Source organism: Pseudoalteromonas sp. AWH4_217, assembly GCF_056161105.1.
The window spans coordinates 60,269-79,414 of record NZ_JBSWYM010000019.1 but is presented as its reverse complement, the minus strand read 5'-3'; the positions used below and the strand labels follow the sequence as shown (position 1 = coordinate 79,414).

7 protein-coding genes are annotated in these 19,146 nt (G+C 50.7%); all 7 read left to right on the top strand.

Features of this window, described 5'->3' with window-relative positions; translation table 11 throughout:
- The first annotated feature begins 25 nt into the window (after positions 1 to 25).
- The 7 genes from ACXAH1_RS20215 to ACXAH1_RS20185 are packed head-to-tail and all read left to right on the top strand — an operon-like array spanning position 26 to position 18,801.
- Positions 26 to 2,239: a CapA family protein gene (locus ACXAH1_RS20215; RefSeq protein ID WP_475199116.1), complete on the top strand. Its 2,214-nt coding sequence runs from the start codon at positions 26 to 28 to the stop codon at positions 2,237 to 2,239.
- Positions 2,240 to 2,264: 25 nt separating this feature from the next.
- Positions 2,265 to 4,235, top strand: coding sequence for a hypothetical protein (locus ACXAH1_RS20210; protein ID WP_475199115.1), 1,971 nt, complete (start codon positions 2,265 to 2,267; stop codon positions 4,233 to 4,235).
- Positions 4,235 to 7,348 (top strand): poly-gamma-glutamate biosynthesis protein PgsC/CapC, encoded by a 3,114-nt coding sequence (locus ACXAH1_RS20205; protein ID WP_475199113.1) that lies wholly within the window; start codon positions 4,235 to 4,237, stop codon positions 7,346 to 7,348. Before ACXAH1_RS20210 ends, ACXAH1_RS20205 begins: the two co-directional genes overlap by 1 nt.
- Positions 7,335 to 9,632, top strand: coding sequence for a hypothetical protein (locus ACXAH1_RS20200; RefSeq protein ID WP_475199112.1), 2,298 nt, complete (start codon positions 7,335 to 7,337; stop codon positions 9,630 to 9,632). The genes ACXAH1_RS20205 and ACXAH1_RS20200 overlap by 14 nt, the downstream gene beginning before the upstream one ends.
- Positions 9,622 to 10,380: a hypothetical protein gene (locus ACXAH1_RS20195; RefSeq protein WP_475199111.1), complete on the top strand. Its 759-nt coding sequence runs from the start codon at positions 9,622 to 9,624 to the stop codon at positions 10,378 to 10,380. Before ACXAH1_RS20200 ends, ACXAH1_RS20195 begins: the two co-directional genes overlap by 11 nt.
- Complete coding sequence (locus ACXAH1_RS20190; RefSeq protein WP_475199109.1) at positions 10,368 to 14,702, top strand: hypothetical protein; 4,335 nt, start codon at positions 10,368 to 10,370, stop codon at positions 14,700 to 14,702. Before ACXAH1_RS20195 ends, ACXAH1_RS20190 begins: the two co-directional genes overlap by 13 nt.
- A complete protein-coding gene (locus ACXAH1_RS20185; protein WP_475199108.1) occupies positions 14,692 to 18,801 on the top strand; it encodes a poly-gamma-glutamate synthase PgsB in 4,110 nt (1,369 codons plus the stop codon). The genes ACXAH1_RS20190 and ACXAH1_RS20185 overlap by 11 nt, the downstream gene beginning before the upstream one ends.
- Positions 18,802 to 19,146: the final 345 nt, after the last annotated feature.

Here is a 19,146-nt window from a genome sequence, read left to right as displayed (position 1 = left end):
AAGCCGTACAGGTTAAGGGGCAGCCTTGAATATTTACAAATTAATTCCATTTGTTCCCGTAATGTGTTTTCTCAGCGCCTGCTCTGTAGAGGACCCTTACGAGACTGGCCCGACACAAGCACAGCAGGAAGAGCAAAAGCAGCAACAAGAGCAGCAAAATCAAACGCGTGGTTTAACGTTGCAGCTGCTGGGTTCTAATGACGCAGCCTTAACTGATGCGAGTGTACAGCTTTTCGATAACCAGTATCGTACCGATGCACAAGGGCAGTTAACACTGACAGACCTGAGTAGCGACAACGTGACGTTGGCTATCTCAGTGCCCGGGTATGAACGTATTGTGATGGTCGTCAACAGCAAAGCATACCAGGACCAACCTTTGCCTGTTGTGTTAAAAGAGGTAAGTGCCACCAGCAGCGAGCTGATGTTTGGTGGAGATACCATGTTTGGCCGTCGCTATATGGACCCTTCTTTGACCACTATGGGAAATCTGTTACCCGATGTTGAAGAAGCCATGATCCGGCCAGGTAATGCCGCAAGCAGTGCCATTGCCCTGACACAGTTTGTCAAACCTATCATGGCTAGCGCCGATTTTGCTTCCGTTAATCTCGAATCACCAGTGCTTGCAACACCCACAACGGTTCACCCAAGCAAAGAGTTCGCCTTTTTTTCGTTACCGGATACCCTGCAGGGCTTAACCGCAATCGGCATCGATTATGTCGCTTTGGGTAACAATCACGTGTTTGACTATCAGCAAAAGGGGTTAGAGGACACCATCAAATTTGTTGAGCAGGCAGGCTTTAGCCACAGTGGCGCCGGTAACAACACCACTGAAGCCTATGCTCCCCGCCTTGTTAAGGTGGGTAACACAACGCTTGGGCTGGTGTCGGCCACTTCTATTACCGGTGAAGACCATCAGGTCACTTATATCGCCACCGCTGACAAAGGAGGCGCTGCCGACCTGACCGACAGCACGGCTCTCAGCGCCGCCGTTGAGCAAGCCAGTAACAACAGTGATTACGCTATTGTCCAGCTACATGGGGGAGATGAGTACTCTTATGCACCAACCCGTTATATCAACAACCGGTTTGAATTCGTCAGTCGTCGCGCACCCGATCTGATGATAGCCCACCACCCTCATGTGGCTCAGGGTTTTGGTCTCTATAACGGTGTACCTGCCTTACTGGGCCTGGGCAACTTTGTATTTGAACAAAACCGACATGAGACCTTACTGGGCGTTGCCGTCTCTGTACGGGTCGACCCAACCCTATCACCCAAAACACAATCCGCCAGAGCCTACCCTATTTACCTGGAGGATTATCAGCCCAAGCTGGTGAGTGGTTTTTTGAGTGACTATCTCATCCGCCGACTGGCTGAGTTTTCGAGCCCTGAGATTGCCATTGTGCCCGGACCAGGTTATGGAGATGTCTATTTCCAAACACCGCCTGGTGTACAAGAGGTAAAAACTGTCACATTGAACTTGGCAGCAGGAGAACACCTTGTTGATTTTCGTGAGTATGCACCCAGCAACGCGTTTTTGAGTAAAATTACCAGCACAGGCACCGCAGACGTAACACTTGGCCGAGATCTGATGTGGTTTGGCGATTTTGAAGACTGGGACAATGACGATGAAGTGAATGAAGTCACCCGCTGGGAACATGAAAGTGATGACATTACACCCTGTCTGACCGGCGCAATGCGTGGCACGCAAGGCATGTGCTTATCCCGAACACAGTTTAATAATCGGCCTATCCGTATGCCGTTTAAACAAACATTACGTACCATGCCAATCACCCCAGCAGAGTCGACACTAGAAGCCTATTCTGAATTAACTCTGTTTGGCTATGCAAAAGGTGACAATGCTGGCGCTTTGGGTGCTGAGCTGAGCATAGTCACCGCGGAAGACAACCTGGAATTTTCCAGTGAGGAAGTCGGTCTGATTGAATCAGGTAGCTACGATTGGCAGACATTTCGTCATGACATTACCCTGCCGGATGACAGCCAGACCCTGGGGCCTGAGCAATTGCCTGCACGCGCAGTCAAACTGGCAATCAAGCAGGCACCGCCAGAGCAAGGCGAAGCGACCATCATGCTAGATCAGCTTGCATTGATCTCATGGCAAAAATCTTTTAGTCTCAACAATAGGTTATGGCAAGCAGAACGCATGCATGGCTTGGATTTTATGGCACTGGAAACCGACGACCCCGTCACGTTGACACTGCACTTTTCTGCTTACGATTAACATAACCAGGTATTTCGGGGGGCGTGTGTCGCTCAAACAACAAGTCTTTATGATCAAGCGACAAAAGCCGTTTTGGTCAATTTTACTGCTATTTTTAGTTGTTCTGGTGTTTGCCGTACATGGCTCATTTGCACGCCTGAATGCCTATGTCTACAGCCAGTTTAATCAATTGTTTGAGCAGCAGAGCAGTGATATTGTGGTGATTGAGTCGCCAAATTTACAACGCCAGCAATCTGAGCTCATCACCCAACTGCTTAACCATAAAGTGAATGCCATTATTGTGCTTTCCGATGTTGTCTCGAAACAAAGCATGTCGTTTGCCAATGTGTACTTTCCCTTCGCTGACCCACGCTATTGCCTGCCAGAGGTACAACCCTGGTTAGGTTATAACATGGTGCTCGGTGAGCCTCGGGATAAATGTCAAAATGTCTGGCAAAGCATTTATGGACCGCAACACCTCAACACCGGTAAACTGATCAACTTTGCGCTATCACCCAGCGCGCTGCCTAAATTTTCAAGCACCCGATTGCTCAAAGAAGATGTGTTACTCAGCCAGCTCGAAGACAAGGTGGTGTTAATTGCTCAGCAACAACTCGGTTTTAGCGTACCACTGCGGGCACCCAAGCTGCACGGTGCAAACAATCCGGTCTATTTGCATGCTTATGTTGCAGACAGTCTGCAAAAAGACCAGTTAATTACTCGCCTGGCACAATGGCAGTCTGTGGCGTTACAACTGGGGTTGCTGGCACTATTACTCATTGTATATCAGAAAAATACGCTCACACTGAGCATCATTATCGCAGCCAGTTTATCTCTTGCAAGCCTGCTGGCCAGTTATCTGGTGATGGTCACGCTCCAGTACTTATTGCCCATAGGGCAGCTTTTGGTGATTAACTTAGTGACTATGTTATGGGTATTTTTCTCCCGTAAATGGCTCGAAGAAAACGAGCTGCTGGAGCTGATTGCCAATGTCCATCAACGTATGATGGGCCGCTATTTACCGCGTTCTATCAGCACCGAGAGCACGCCCTGGGATGCCATTATTACCCTGGTGAATCAGCAATTGGCACTCAATCGTTCCATTTTTCTTGCCCGTCTTGAGGGTGACCACAGGCTCGAAGAGATCCGTGCCATCAACTGCAATATTGAAGACATCGTGGAGCAGCGTCGTGATTATCAGCGTCCGCCTTATTCCGACGCCATCAAAGCCTTCGGTGCCGTACAAACCTCACGTCCGTTTTTCAGTGGTCTTCAGGAGCTTGAGCGTCAGTTTGTTGTGCCTTTAATGTATGCCGGCGACATTCGGGGGTTTTGGGCAATGACGGTGATCCCGAACGAACAATTTGATGAAAAAGCGTTTATCAAGAATGTTAATCGCTTTGCAAGTCAGATAGGTGAGCTGCTGTTCCACTACAGAATGCTGCAAAACCAGCAACGTGCCTCCTTAAGCCCCCTGACCCGCGCACTGACTCTGACACTTGAAAAGCCTTTGAGCCAGAAAGTAAAATCTGCCATTGGGGAAATGGAACAAAAGCTCTCGACGCTGGAGCAAGTTTTCAATCAGATCCGTACGGCTGCGGTGTTATTTAACTTGTTTGGCCAGGTAGTACAGACCAATCAACCGTTGGAACAACTGGCTAAAAAGCATCACCTTGCACTATTCGAAATGACCGCACTGGATCTGCTGGACAAGATCACTTCGATGCCAAAAGAGACACTCAAAGGCAAACTGCGCTACCTGACCCTGCAACAGGGCGAGCTATTTCTGCCGGCAACCCTCGGTACAGACACCTATATCCTTAATATTCGCTCACTCTCCGCAAGCCAGGTCAGCAGTACCATAGGTGAGCCTTTCTCGGTAGCTGGTATTTTGTTTGAATTTATCGACATCACAACCCTGTTACAGCAACTCGAAGATCCCCATGCGCTATTGAGCAAGCTTACGTCTGTGACGCCCAGTAGCGACGGCGACATCAATAAGGAGCGCACGCTGTAATGGATTGGGTGTTACCACTTTTTCCAGATGGAAGCGGGCTGGGCCAGTCTGTTATCACCACCGTTTGGGTAGGCATTGCGGTTGTTTGCATGCTGAACTTGCGTTTTGGCTTTCCACTCACAGGTTTGGTGGTACCCGGATATCTGGTGCCCTTGCTGATTGTCAGCCCCGTGTCTGCCGTCGTTATTGTGATTGAAGCCATCGTTGTCTATGTCTTGATGCGATTTAGTGCCAAGGTGGTGATGGAGCGGCTGGGATATGCAGAAATGTTTGGCCGGGATCGCTTCTTTGCCATTATTCTGATCAGTATTCTGGTCCGGGTGTTTATGGACACCTTGTTCTGGCCTCAGATAGGTCAGGTGCTGGCGCTGTGGGATATTACCTTCGATTATGCCGGACAGCTCTACAGCCTGGGGCTGGTGATCATTGCACTGACCGCCAACGTGATGTGGAATGGTGGTTTCCGCTATGGTATGCGAGTGACATTAGTCCAGCTGGCCATCACCTTTATATTGGTGCGATTTGTCCTGATGCCGTTTACCAATTTCAGCATTGCAAACCTCGCCATCATGTATGAAGCGGTTGCCGCTTCTATTTTGGCTGCGCCTAAAGCGTACATCATCCTGGTTATCACAGCCTTTTTGGCCTCTCGGGCCAATATTCGTTACGGCTGGGAATTCAATGGCATTATGTTACCGGCACTGCTGGCACTGCAGCTCATGCAGCCCAGTAAGCTACTCACGACCTTTATCGAAACGACAGTGATCTTATCACTGGGCGCCATCTTGCTTAACTTTACCCGCCTCAAACATGCAAATTTTGAGGGTGCGCGGCTGTTATTGTTGTTTTTCAACATTGGCTTTATCTACAAGCTGCTGCTGAATTACTTTGTGGTCGATTACTTCCCGACACTCAAAGCCACGGACACATTTGCGTTCGGCTATATGCTATCCACCTTGCTGGCACTCAAAATCTATCAGAAGAACGCTCTGGGTCTGGTACTGCGGGCCACTTTTCAGACTTCAATGATCGGAGGCCTGCTGGCATTTGGTATCGGCTTCGCCATCATGTTTGTGCCATCTCTGATCCACAGCCCAACACAACCCGCTGCAGTTGATGAAGCCCAAAGTGCCCCGCTGAGTCATCATGTCAGTGAATACAAAAGCTATCTGTATACCGCACGGTACGACTTGCTGAACCTCAGCCATTATCAGCAAGCCCAGCAATTGCAACGTTTTAGAGGGGCCATTCGATTGCTGAATGAGAACCCTCAGGATCCCGACACCCAATACCGCGCTGCTCAGGTACTGGCAGAGCTCGGCTTTGTGCTCATTGATAATCCTGCCATTTTGGTGATCAAAGATACTCAGACAACACACCCCAGAGGTTTATTTGCGTTGGCTAAATCTCCGGTTCGTGAACATATAGTGACCGTCCCCTACCCGACCAGTGAACGTCTGGCAGGTGATGCCGCCGGGCAACTGTTCGCCATTTTAGGGAGCAGTGCACTGGCACTGGGCACTCGGGTGACACCATCGGCAGCCAGTCAACAAACCCGGCCACAAAGCGCCTATTATCAGGCCTTTATTAGCGCACTAAACACCAATCAGGTGTTGCAACTCAGGGCCATTAACCAATATACACGGCCTCAGTTGAGGCAAACGCGCTTTGACGACAACAGTCAGTTCTGGATTTACAATCAGCTACCCGACTCGCTGTCACAGCGCCAGTTAACCCGCCTGTTAGGGTTTGAGCGTAGCCAGTTTGGTCTGCTCAGTGAGGACAACCTGCCCTACCCTGGCTATCAGGGCGCTATGCTGGAAACCTTCTTCGACAACTTGAGTTACGCCACCCTCTTGTCACATACAGCAAGAAGTAACGTGAATGCACCTCAGTACCCTGTCGAACGGATTAGTCTGCCACTTGAAGAGTTGGTTACTCAGTTTTCTCAACATATTAGTGCCAAGGGCAGCGGTCATTTTCGGATGCTTGCAGAAAACGAAGCTGCATTGTGGGAATACGAGGTCCTCGAGCCTTTATTCAAACTTTCCTACGAGCTGCGTTCACGTTCACTGGGCGACGATGATCTCAATCGCCTGCAACAGCTTAACCGGCTCGCCAACATGGTAGGCTATCGCTTGCAGCTGATCATGAATGATGCCCAACGTCTGGTGATCATCAGTCCTTTGCCAGAAGTCAGCTATTACCAGCAAGGGCAGGGGTTTTATGTCATTAACCTCAACGCCACTGCGCCGCTAACAATTCAGGTGCCACGGCCACTGTTCGAAAGCAATACGCTACAGTTTGCAACGGATCTGTTCCAGACCAGCGGTGCCCGGGCACTGCTCATTGCCGGTGCCCACCCTTATGCCAGTGAAGAGGCAAACGTCATGGCACCGACCAACACACGAACACTTTATAACGTGGTACACCAAAGTGCAGTACGGCACAACCCGGGGATGCCTGTGTTAAGCTTGCAGGTACGTAGCCACAGCGCGCCCTCACAGATCCGCCCCAGCGCCATTGCGTATCAGTTTACTCAACCTGATTTCCGACATACGTCTACCATTAATGCACTGCATAAGGCCATGACACGATTGGGGATAACAGTAGAGAAAGTCTCTGGTCAGATTGCTACCCGGGGGCTGGAAATTGGCTCGTCTCCGCAATCAGGCTACCGTCTGTTCAGCCCAGACAGTGAACTGGCAACCTTGTGGCTGGCCTCCGATTTTAAGCAGCACTACGCCGTCTCTGAGCAAGCGCTTCAGGAGCGGCTGCTTGCGGTATCCGCTCACCCCAGCTTTATGCAGGTGCGCCTTGCGGCAACAGGGCCAGATGACTGGGCCAGGTTATCGCAAGAGCAAAGACAAAGACTTGACATGATAATCGGCCGCTATGCCCAAACCCAGCATCTCCCCTGGTTAAGTGCCTTGTGCGACGGTAAACCACACTGCACCCTGCAAGCAATCCGACTTTCCGACAATGGATTACTCGGGCTGCAAATGCAGTTGGCTGGCAAAACAGCGGCGGTTTACCTTGCTCAGCGCAACCGGCTCATTACCCTAGAAGCACTTGAAAAAATGATGCAAGGAGGGCCAAATGTACTGGATTAAACGAGTACTGCAGGCGCTGCTAGTAATCCTCCTGTTACTCGCGGGGTACCGTGTTGCACTGCATTTTTACGTCTGGCTAAATTCGGCTGAGCGTATTGCAGCGCGCAGTGAAGAAGAAACGCGCTCAGTGGTACACTGGCTGAGTCCGGATCGTCCGCTCATTTATACTTTTCCTACATCACGGACAGTTGCAATTCGTGTGCTGTCGAACGCCATATTTGCCAGTCAAACCGTTTTCGATAAACCAATCAATTATGCGATTGAATACCGGCTGCTGGATAGTCAGGACAATGAACTGGAAAAACATGTTTATCATCATGCGTCTAAGCTTGCACTGGAGGAAGGCCAGCAGCAGGTAAAACAATTGATTGAGGACCGGCAGGCGCTGGCTGTGACATCTGGTCAGTCATTTTATGTTGACTGGCAGCAGCTGACACGTGCCAGTAAAATTTCCTTACGGTTAATTCCGGAAGAGCCCAGCCTGCGAGGCGTTGTCGTGCGTATCCATGGTAAGACCCCAACCAACGCGGATGATGTAACCCGTACCTGGCTGAAGCTGCCTCAGCAATGGCGAGAGCGAATGACCAGTTACCATACATTGGGAAACAGTGGTTTGCAGCCGCTGCAAATTACCAATGCAGTCTCTTACGATTGGCGAAAACTGGCACCGCAAGGGATCCCAGGTATCGACTTTGACGCCGATATTCTCTATGAGTCCCTACCCTATAATGTGATCACCTATGACTTTTCTGCCGAGCAATTTGACTTGGATGGATACTATACCCGACCTGGGCTTGCCGCTTCGATACGCCTAACCAACACCGGGGACCTGAGCGTACAAACACAAGGAAACAGCAAAGATCTGCAACTGTTCTGGCACGACCTCACACAGCATCAAGCCCCAGTGACATTGAGCCTGATAGAGACAGATGACCCGACGCGGTTCCTGTTACCGGATCTGCAACCCGGATTACTGGTGATCCGCTCTCGTTCTGAGATGATCACTACCTGGCGGGACGAGTTGGACCAAATCGTTCCCCCCTTGCACAGCTATTACTATCAGCTGGATGAGGCCAGCCAGGCCGAGTTCACCGTCCAGGGTGGAAGCGATATCCAGCTCGATATGCGTGGTCCAGTGGGTAGCACAGTACAGGCAAAGGTCTATGATGCCCGGCAGCAGCTATTGCGCTCTGAGGAGCTCGTTCTGACGGGTTTGAATAGTGGCTTTGACCGTTTAATCACCCCGGAAACCCGACGAGAAGCCATTTCCGACAGCGAAAAAAGATTTCTGCGCCTGAGCCGTGAAGCATATAGGATCACGCTCAGCAGTACCGAACAAGTAGCCGTAAAAATGCAGAGTCGTCATGGCGCCATGCATCATCAGAACTATGTGTGTGCCACGCTCTGTGACGCACCACAAACCGGCTTCACTGAGGTCGGTGCCTGGTTTAGCCAAAGTGCCGATAATGAATTCTATTTTATTGAGCAGCAGAAGATCCTCAAGGTACGGCTATTCAGCGCCCCTCCTCCTTTAGAGGAAAAACAAACGGGTTACCTGTCACAAGCCCTGTTTGTGCGTTTACCGGTATCGAATACTGCACTTGTCTACAGTCCGCCCAAGTACTTTGCACCACCGCAGCCGGCGGCCCCGTTTCAGTATGCGCCGTTAGAAAATCTGGCGCAGCTGCAACAAGCTCAGCTCAGCTTGCAACAAAGTGATCCGGCCCTGGCGCCTGTTCCCAGGTTAATTACTCTCAGTGACAAGGGGATCCGTTACACCGAACAGGATATCACGCAGCTGGATAGCTTACCTGATTTATCAAATGCGTCTTCACAGCATTTTATCAACCTGGGAACGCCCCGTGATTACTGGAAAGTACGTCTGTTCCAGTTGCAACCCGGACAAACTCTGATACAGGATTATCGCGCCAAAGATAAGCCGATGGCGATTGTCATCAAACCCTTTGTCAGAGGTAATCGCCCTGAACACCCACTCATTATGAATACCCAGCTGGATGGACGTTTTAGTCGTGCTTTTACCAATGAATATAGTATTTCGCGCAAGCGATATGCTTTGGCACCTGAGCAAGAGTTACCCGCTTTCTTACTGCACCCGAAAAACCCGGCACTGACAGCTTACCCTTCCGTTACGCTGACAGTGGGCTCGGATATTGAACAGTTACATCAGCTAAGCCTGTCGGCAGAGCAACCGCTGTGGTTTGCCTTGCTGGAAGAATATGCAACGCCTCCTCCTCAACCGCAATGGTGGCAACATGAATATTAAAGCACTTCTTTTTCTGTCATCGCTCCTGCTAGCAAGCAAGGGGTACACCAATGAGACGCCTGAGCAGCTAAGCCCCAGCTGGCAAGTACTGTACAATTGGTTCGCACAGCCGATTGCCTTGCCGCCCTGGCAACTGCGAAGCCAACCAGGGTTGGTCACTTTGCGTGCCAGCTCAGCTCAGTTTGGCGGTGGCGACCTGTATTTCCGCCCTCAGGGAAGCGCCTGTATGCTCTCCGTACCTCATCAGTTTCATGATCAACTGACAGGCAGCATTGGCAAAGCCGTGTTCAATACCCGCTGTCAGGTCATGGTTATCAACACTGAGCACCGAAATGAACCAAGCCCAGATCTGTACAGTATGGACTATTCACACCGTCCCAGTGGCTTGCATGCCGCCGCGGCACAAGCTTTCGCACGGCGCTATCCAGCCAGTCATTTGTACCAAATACATGGCTTTAATCAGAATAAGCGTCGTACACCACATGGCCGTCTCGCAGATTTCATTATCAGTCAGGGCAGACAATACACCCCGGCTTTGACACAATTAGCCCAGTGTCTGTCAAAGGTCAGCGAGCATACCTATCAATACCCGCATCAGGTATCTGAGCTGGGTGGTACACGCAACATTATGCATCGCCTCGGCTTGCCCGCGGGCTTTTTTATTCATATTGAGATAAGTCGCCCAATGCGAGAGCGACTGGTATCAAATCCTCAAACTCTGGAACAGTTTGCCCTATGCCTTATTTGATTGTTTTGCTCCTGCTCCTGACAAGCACTTGGTTGCCTGCGCAGGCACAGCCCGCGGCACTGCACAGTGCTCCGGACTGGTTCGAGCCCGGTACATTGCAGCTGCACCGTAATGCCGCAGACATCAATCTGGATGCAGAACATTCCCGTTTCATCCTGCTTCCGGCTGGCCGCTGGCTCAGTCTGCAGAGCGAAGCACAGGTCATTCAAATGTGGCAGGGACAGTCTCCTCACGCCATGCAGCGTATTACCCGGGCTGAACTTCACTGTGAACAAAACCGGTGTCAGCTGCCTGCTGCTGGCACTACGCGCCTGATCCGCTTTTACAATCCAAGTGAAGAGATCCAGCAATTCTCAGCCTGGCAAGGGTTGTTTCATCGACACCGGGATCCGTTTCGTATTCCGGTCAAGCTTGCACTTCCGGCAATGCAACTTTATGAAGCGCAGACCCACACCACACATTATCGCTTAAACAACAGGCAGAGTATTCAGCTGTTTTTTGCCGAGGCAACTAAGCTCAAATTAAACGCCCGGCGCATTCTGCCCGACCCGGCACAGCCCGGCATAGTCTCGGTTCGACTCAATGACGCCGTGATTAGTCAGATCTCTCTAAGCGATTCTCCCGCCGAGGAATTTGCCCCGCAGTTGCGTAAACACCGATTTGGCCATGACGTAAAGCTCAATAACGATCAGGTTATTGGCCTGGTTAGCAGCGACTATATTGCCGTGCCAGCCGGAGGCTATTTGCGCCTTGAAGCCCAGGGCGATACCTTGCTAAACCTGGTGCGCATGGAGCGTGGCTTGTTTGATACCGACGCAGCACAAACCTGGCCGGAATCCCTGTTTAACCCATACTGGACAGATAACTTGCAGTGGCAGCTGGAGCAGGTCTATCAGCATCACACTATCTCGGCTTTGCATTCGGCGGATCTGGCGAAAACTAGTGCACTGGGACGTCAGCGACTGTCAGAGTTGCAAGATACGTTAGGCACAGTGCGTTTTTTACAGCCCAAACGCGCTGAACACCCATTTACCACTCATGTCAGTGAGCAAACCGTAACTCAGGCTTATCGTTTTGCAACCGACCGCCTGTATGCAACCCAACAGCGCCAGTTACTGCACTATCATACCCTCTCTGGCCCTGTTCAGTTTGAGCTGATTGATCAACAACGCCTGTCCCCGACACTCAGGCTGTATGCACGCACAACCACAGCTACCCAGCTGATAGTGGAAATAGACAGTTATCGGCACACCATAGATCTCTTGCCATCCGGACATTTTGCAATGCTGGAGCTGCCTCTGCCACTGGACGCGCAGCAACTCAGTGTCACTGTCAGCGATCCCATTGAGGTGGATCTGGCTTTACGTGTCAGAGAGTTACAGTCTTTGCCAAACAATGCCGTTTTGTATCAGCGCCCGGGCTTGCTCAGCGACAAAAGCCCGGCTATTGCCTATCGCCTGGAGCAACAATTGCAAAGGCTTGCCCATTCCTACCAGCAAGGTTTGTCTCGGTTTGTGCTGACTCATTCGCAGCACTCAACGACCAAAAGCAGTCTCAGCGCCAGCCACTGGCACTATCGTCTCGGCGAAGCTGAAATGATGCTAAAGCAAGACCCACAGCAGGCGTTACCTTTGTTGAAGTCACTGATAGACAGCCCCCATCAGGAAGTCGTGATCAGAGCCTGGCAGCTACGTCTGGCCGCTTTTTCTGAGCTGGGAGAACACAATACTGCTGAGCGCTATTTGGGCGCTCTGTTGAGCCACCCTTACCCTCAGTTACAACATTATGCCGCTCAGCAACTATTGAAGCACTACCAGAGCACTCGTTCGATTCACAGCATTCAGGGGTTGTGCAGTATGTGGCACAAAACACTGCCAGCCTGCGAGGCAGCACTGCGCAGCAGTTTTGTCGAATTACAACAAAACCTTTATGCTCTGTGGTTAGGGCATGATACACATAAAGACGATGACGACTTGCACCCAGTCCGTCAGCAACTTGGCTATACTGTGCCGGCCAGCCATCCACCAGTTGTTGATTATTCTCTACATCACCACGGTGTCAGTACACTGCTCAGCGAAACAAGCAACACCTCGGCGTACCCGATAGTTAATCAAAGCCTCTCTCTCACCGCTCATCGTCCTATGCTGCTCAAAGTCAGCGCCAGAGCCCAGGCGGCAGAGACACAACAAGGCGAAATAGTCTGGCTGCGAGCACATCGCTCAGCACACAGTGATATAATGCCAATATTTAACGACGTGCCTTCGACCACCACGCTGCGTATAGACGAGCACGATCAGCCACGCTTGTCCATAGCCAGTACCGGTTATTTTTCGCTTCAACCCGGAGAGCAATTGACCTTCAGTAGCGACCAACTGTTGCTGCTCCAGTTTGATGCTTTACCACCTGAGCATGCTCTCACTTCAGGTCAGGATATGAAGGGGACTTTGTGGCATGACGACTTTATGTCTTTGCTCTATCAAACACCGCTCAGCGGTGCACAGTCTGATGCTTTGCAACGCACTCTGCTACTCAATGCGCTTTATCGTCTTGAGCGCCAGACACTCAGTGAACATGAATATACCGCCCTGTCAGCAAGGCTGATGCAATCCTCGCCAAACCCGGCACTGGACATGCTGTATAACCGCATCCAGAGCTTTGGGCACTGGCAAGCGTTCGGAGCTTATCAAAATTATGCAGGTACCCAGTTGGTCGATTTATCTGCGCTGTCTACACGCAGTGCCGCTGAGCAGTTTAGCCGCCACACCAGTCGCGATGACGATTTACCAGGGCTGATCTTACGCCCTAACCATAGCCTGGCATTGGATCTGAGGGAGTTACAGTCATTGCAGGTCAGGCTGGTCTTACACTTCGCCAATGCGGAGTTATTACAACAACATCAACGACCGCAACTCAGTGTTGAGCGCGCCGATGGCAACGTGCACTGGCGCCTTGACAGCAACCGAAGTGAGCTCGGGTTAACGCGTGCAGACCTGGCCAGCGGGGGACTGGTGTTGCGTTGGCTCAACCCGTTTGCCGCACAGCTGCTCAGTGTCGAGGTCGAGGCATACCAACAAGGCGCCTGGCAAACGATCGATTTGGGTGCTGAGCAACTCTTCTACTATGGTAATGACAGCAACCCGATCACTGCTAAACTAAGTAAAGACGCCATCCTTAAGCTGGAATACGTCGAACAGAAAACCCGCCGGGAGCAGTCAGGCTTTTATCCGGCCGGACTGCTGACTCTGGCACCGCAAACGTCGAGCCTGGCCAGACTCTATCGCTGGCAACTTAACCCCAATCGCCATAAACTGGCCGTGGCACCTGCTTTGCAGCCACACAGAGTGCCTCAGCCCACACTGGTATATACGCCAACAAAAACGCACTACCGTGAACCCATTATGCAGACTGATGGCAACCTCACCCATGTTGAAGGCGTCATGCAATACAATCGGGATGGTATCTATCAAAGTAGTGAGCCACTGGGCTCTGAACACACGCTGGACCTGGGCATACGATTGCGTAACCGACATCAGCAACACTGGTATCGGCTGGAAAGTTTCTTTCGCCTGAATAACACCAGTGAACCGTCATTCAGTATCAATGGCCAGTATGACTGGCTTGATGATGAAGACGACTGGTTTGCCAAAGCGTTGTGGAACAACCGCTGGCAGGAGTCGCCACAGAGCCGGGAAACACACCTGACCAGCCAGTGGGCCGTAACCATTGGAGAGATTTGGCGTGAGGATCAACACTGGCGCCATCAATGGTGGTGGCAGCCATTTTATTACTACACCAGTATTGAAAAAGACGAGTATCTGGCGGATGAGACCATCAGTAATGCCATGTTCAACTTTTACCGCCATAACCATAGCCATGGCTGGCGTGGCGGTTACCGTCTCCGTCATCAAAGCCGAGTAGACAGTCAGCTTAGTGCACAACTTACGACAACCTCTAATGATGACTGGACCTCACTTGATGTTGCTTCATTAAGTGGTGTGTGGCAGCAATATTATCAGGGCCATATTTTTTCTGTCGGCCTGAGCAGTGGCTATGTGTTTGCCGATGATCACCGGCCTAATGCGACCTGGCAGTACCTGACTACGTTGGGCTGGCAAACGCTGTTCGACTTTAGCGAACACACTGGCGGCTGGATCAGTCTGAACTGGACACAGGATTGGTTCCGAAATAACCACAGCATTCGTTTTGAGGTCACACTGGGCAATTTGCAGCGCAGTGGCTTTGACCCGTTTGCACATGACGAGATTATCTTTGAGTCGCTGCAATTGACGCATTTTTTAGAGCAGGATCTGTATGGCAGATAACCAATTAAAAACCCAGCTTCAGGCAATTCTATTTGCCGATACAGAACAGTTCTGGTTGAATCTGCACCGTCACAAATACCAGCAGCTGATTGAGGAGCTGGCCGGATGGGAGCTATTACAAAATCAGCCAAAAGACGAGCAGCTAGACTATTGGCAGCTGCTGCAGACCATTGCGTTTTTGCGCCATAAAATTGAGCGGCTTCACGAACAACTGGAAGGGCATGATGCAGACTATCAGTCGTTTGTAGAACGGCTCAGCAAAGCAGAGCTGGCTACCGAGAAACAGCTACATATCCTCAAGTATGCAGAAACTTTGGGAGCGTCTAGCACCCAGCTGCAACAGGACAAACAAGCGTTTACTCGCTGGTTTGATGAAGGTGCGGTCATTGGCCGCTATCAAACTCTGGTTGCCGATCTGGAACAAGATCTACGCTTCTTTATTGCCAAACTCGGTGCCCTGACCAACCGTTATCTGCGTCTGTCAGGCAATCAGTTGGAACAAGCCTGGAAAAAGCTGGATCTGCAACCCTTTTTCTTGCGTTTAATGGCCACCAGTAACAATGCCCACGTCCGTCATGGCATGATCCGCGCGCTCGTCAATCAGGTTTCCGTGATCAATGAATTTAAAGTCGATCCGGACTTGGACAGCGAACTGGTTGCCGAACTTATAGAACTACTGGATGCAGAAAATACCCCTTACCAGGCCATCGTCGATATTCTTGAGATTCTTATCCACCAGCGCCCGACCTTTGTTCGCAGCTATATGTGGGCCTATGTAGAAACAACGCTTGACGATAATACCTCAGCACATAAGCACAATGATCAGCTGTTCATTGTGGCTGCAATGCCTCGAATTCTGGCCAATAAATACCCACTGGCTGAACGGGATATTCCGCTGTTGCGGGAGTTAACACAGCACCCGTTTGCCCGAGTACGGCAAGTGTGTATTGAGCAATTGCGTAACCTGCCTGATAAGTTGGCCAGAGAACTACTGGAACAACGCTTCAAAAATGAAGTAGTCGACTCAGTACGTTTCACCCTGGTTAAGCAGCTTACCGCGGCTCGTTTTTCTGCTGACGGGTATGCATTTGAGTTATGGCGCTCCCATCTCTTTGGCAAAGAGTGTCTGGAAGTCAAGCGTATGTTGTTGGAGCAAAGCCCCAGACTCATGCTAAATGAGGCCGTTGAAGCAACACTGGACGATACCTCTGACAATCAAGACACAGTTTTAATGCAACGTTATCTGGACGTATTAAATCAGGCTCTGGAGAGTGAACCTGACCAAGCCGTACGGCGCTACATTGCCCGAACCCGCGAGCAGTTATTTAGCTTCACACAACAAAGTCTGCATGCACAACTTGCCCAGGTACTGGCTGAGCAAGAGGCAGTATACTTACCCGGCGATATCGACCAGGATACACTGGGCCGAGCACTCAGCATGCTGGCTCAGCATGAACAGAGCTTTAACGCCTACCGTGAAAAGCAAGGCTGGCGGATCCAGATAGACTACAAACGCCGCCGACGCTTCTGGCGGATCTGGCATGAGTTTTTCACACCCAGTACAGATAAACGTCAGAGTTTTAGTCATACCAGAGCCAAAATTCCCTCTGCACAACTCCATGTGCCCAGTTGTACCACGGCTGAGATCAGTGCCACAAATGTCCCGGGCGAGGCGCTTTACCACCTTAAAGAAGCCAGCGCACGGCCACATTTGCCCCTGCCCGACTATTTGTTGTCGGTGCTCAGCCAGGATCAACTCAAGACCAGTAGTAAGAATTACACCCCCGATGGCATTTTAGTGGTGACACCGCCACAGCGTCTGTGGCAACGGGTCCGCGCCTATTGGCACTTGTCAGTCAACTACGCTGAAATCGACGGCCTGCGCAAGGGCAATGCGCTGGAGCAACAAAATTATATTGCACAACTGCGCAAACTTGGCTTTGATCTGGAGTTTAAACCTTATGGCAGCGAACTTGGCTGCACCTTCCCGGTTGAGCCGGGTATCGCAAAATTGTTTTCCCGGGCAGGCGTGCCTGGGGTATTGGTTAATCTGGGCTACAGTTTTAAAGAATACCTTTACTCTATTTATCAAAACAGCATAGGTCAGCTGGTGTTTTTTGTGTCGACCTTTATTGCTTATTTCTGGTTGCGTCATATCCGGCTAAATCGCAAAATCCGCAGCAACCGTGCGAAAATCCCCGTTACCATTGGGGGCTGGGGCACCCGGGGAAAGTCGGGGACCGAGCGGCTCAAAGCAGCATTGTTCAGTAGCCTGGCACTGCGCGTGGTTACTAAAACAACCGGGTGTGAGGCCATGATGATCTTTGCCCGCAGCTCAGGGGAGCAATATGAATTACCCCTGTTCAGACCCTTCGACAAAGCCAGTATCTGGGAACAAAGCGACGTGCTGGATTTTGCCCGCTCGGTGCGCGCGGATGTCTTTTTATGGGAGTGTATGGGCCTGACCCCCAGATATGTGCGGATCCTGCGTCGCTGGATGCGTGATAACTTCACCACTATCACCAACACCTATCCGGACCATGAAGATATCCTTGGCCCAAGCGGTGTGGATGTTGCGCGGGAAATGGCCGCCTTTATTGGCAGCCACACCCAGATCTTTACCGCTGAACAAACCATGGCCCCAATTCTGAATCGCGCTGCGGACCACAAGCAATCAACCCTGATCCAATTGCACTGGGGTGATGGTTTTCAAATCACGCCGGATATCCGCGCCTTATACCCGTATGAAGAACACCCGGACAACATTGCCCTGGTATGTAAAATGGCCCAGTACATCGGTATTGATAAAGATTATGTGTATAAAGAAACCGCCGAGCGTATTGTGCCGGATGTTGGCGTATTACAACATTTTACAGCGGCGCCGGTTGATCATCTGACTCAGTCTTTCGTCAATAGTATGTCAGCCAATGAGCGCCTGGCGACTCTGGAGAACTGGCGCCGTCTTGGCTTATTCGACCTGAACGACAAACCAGAGACACAAACCATCGCTCTGCTGAACAACCGTAATGACCGGGTTGCACGGTCAAAAGTATTTGCACAGATCCTGGTGGAAGACCTCAGTTTCGATCATATAGTGGTGATCGGGAGTAACGTCGACGGCTTCGAGGCTTATCTGGATCAGGCACTGGATACTCGGGTTAACCGACTAATTGATAATAATGACAAGCAAGATCTGATACGCCTGCTGACGCAATGGAAATGCGGGGAAAGCCCGGAGCACTTTATTCAGCAGTTAAACAGTCTGTTTGAGACTCCCCTGCTGGACACCGCGCATTTGTTTGATGACAGCCTTTTGGCGACAACACTGACTGAGCATATTGACGGTAAAGTTCAGCAAGGTATTGTCAGGTTGCGGGTTCAGAACTGGCAACTGGCACATTCCCTCAGATCATTAGACGATCTGAGTGCAAACCGAAAACAACTGACTCAGGTTCTGAGCAGTATAATGCACAGTAAATTGCACTTGTTAGACAACCCGCATATCACCGCCGATGAGCTCACCAATCGTATCGCCCGCCTGGGGCTGGCCGGACAACATCAATTAATTGTCGGTATGCAAAACATCAAGGGGCCGGGACTAAACTATGTTTATGCCTGGCAGCACTGGCATACTTTGCACGCCAGCTGCGAACGGCTATTGGAGCCACAGATCAGTCATGCTCAGTTTCGTCGCGACCTCAATAAGCTGACACAACTTGATAAGGTCAATCGTATAGAGCGCGATTACTTTTCACACATGCTGCAAACCCTCAGCAAGCTCCCTCAGGCACAAAGCGAATTCGCTCAGGCCGAACTCAGCCACCTGGCCGAGCGGCTCACTCAACAAAGCGCCAGCGACGAACAAGCTGTGGGGCCGGAAAGCCTCTCTGGTGTTACACGCTTTGTACTGCAAGTGGTTGAGTCGTTTCTCGACGCCGGTGCTGCGGTAAAAAGAAAGAAAACCGCACAACAGGTTTATCAGGATATTGCCACACAGCGGATCACACCGGAACGCGCCATTACGGTTCTGGCCGCGCTGAACAGGGGCCAAAAACCGGGCTGGCTGACGGAGCGCTGGCTTAATCGCGGCAAGGATTAACAACGCTCATACATCTGTTTGCCTGCACCAGGCCAGTGTAGGCACGCTCCTTGCTCTAATCATCTCTGAATGACTTAAAAACAGTGTCATTTCGCATTGTGCAATTTTATTAAGCGAAATGGCCGAGACAGGCCTCGCAAAATGCAAAACTGTGCAAAATGCGAACTGTGACTATTCGGATGACATGTAAAAGTATTAGGTACATAAACAATAAAAACCAATCCTTTGGTATCATTTTATATTCTAATACTGAGGCATAAATCGGAACTAACAGTCATTTTTTTGATTTCTAATTGACCAAACCGTGTAAAAGTAAGAAAATGGGATTAGTTAAAATTGATTAGG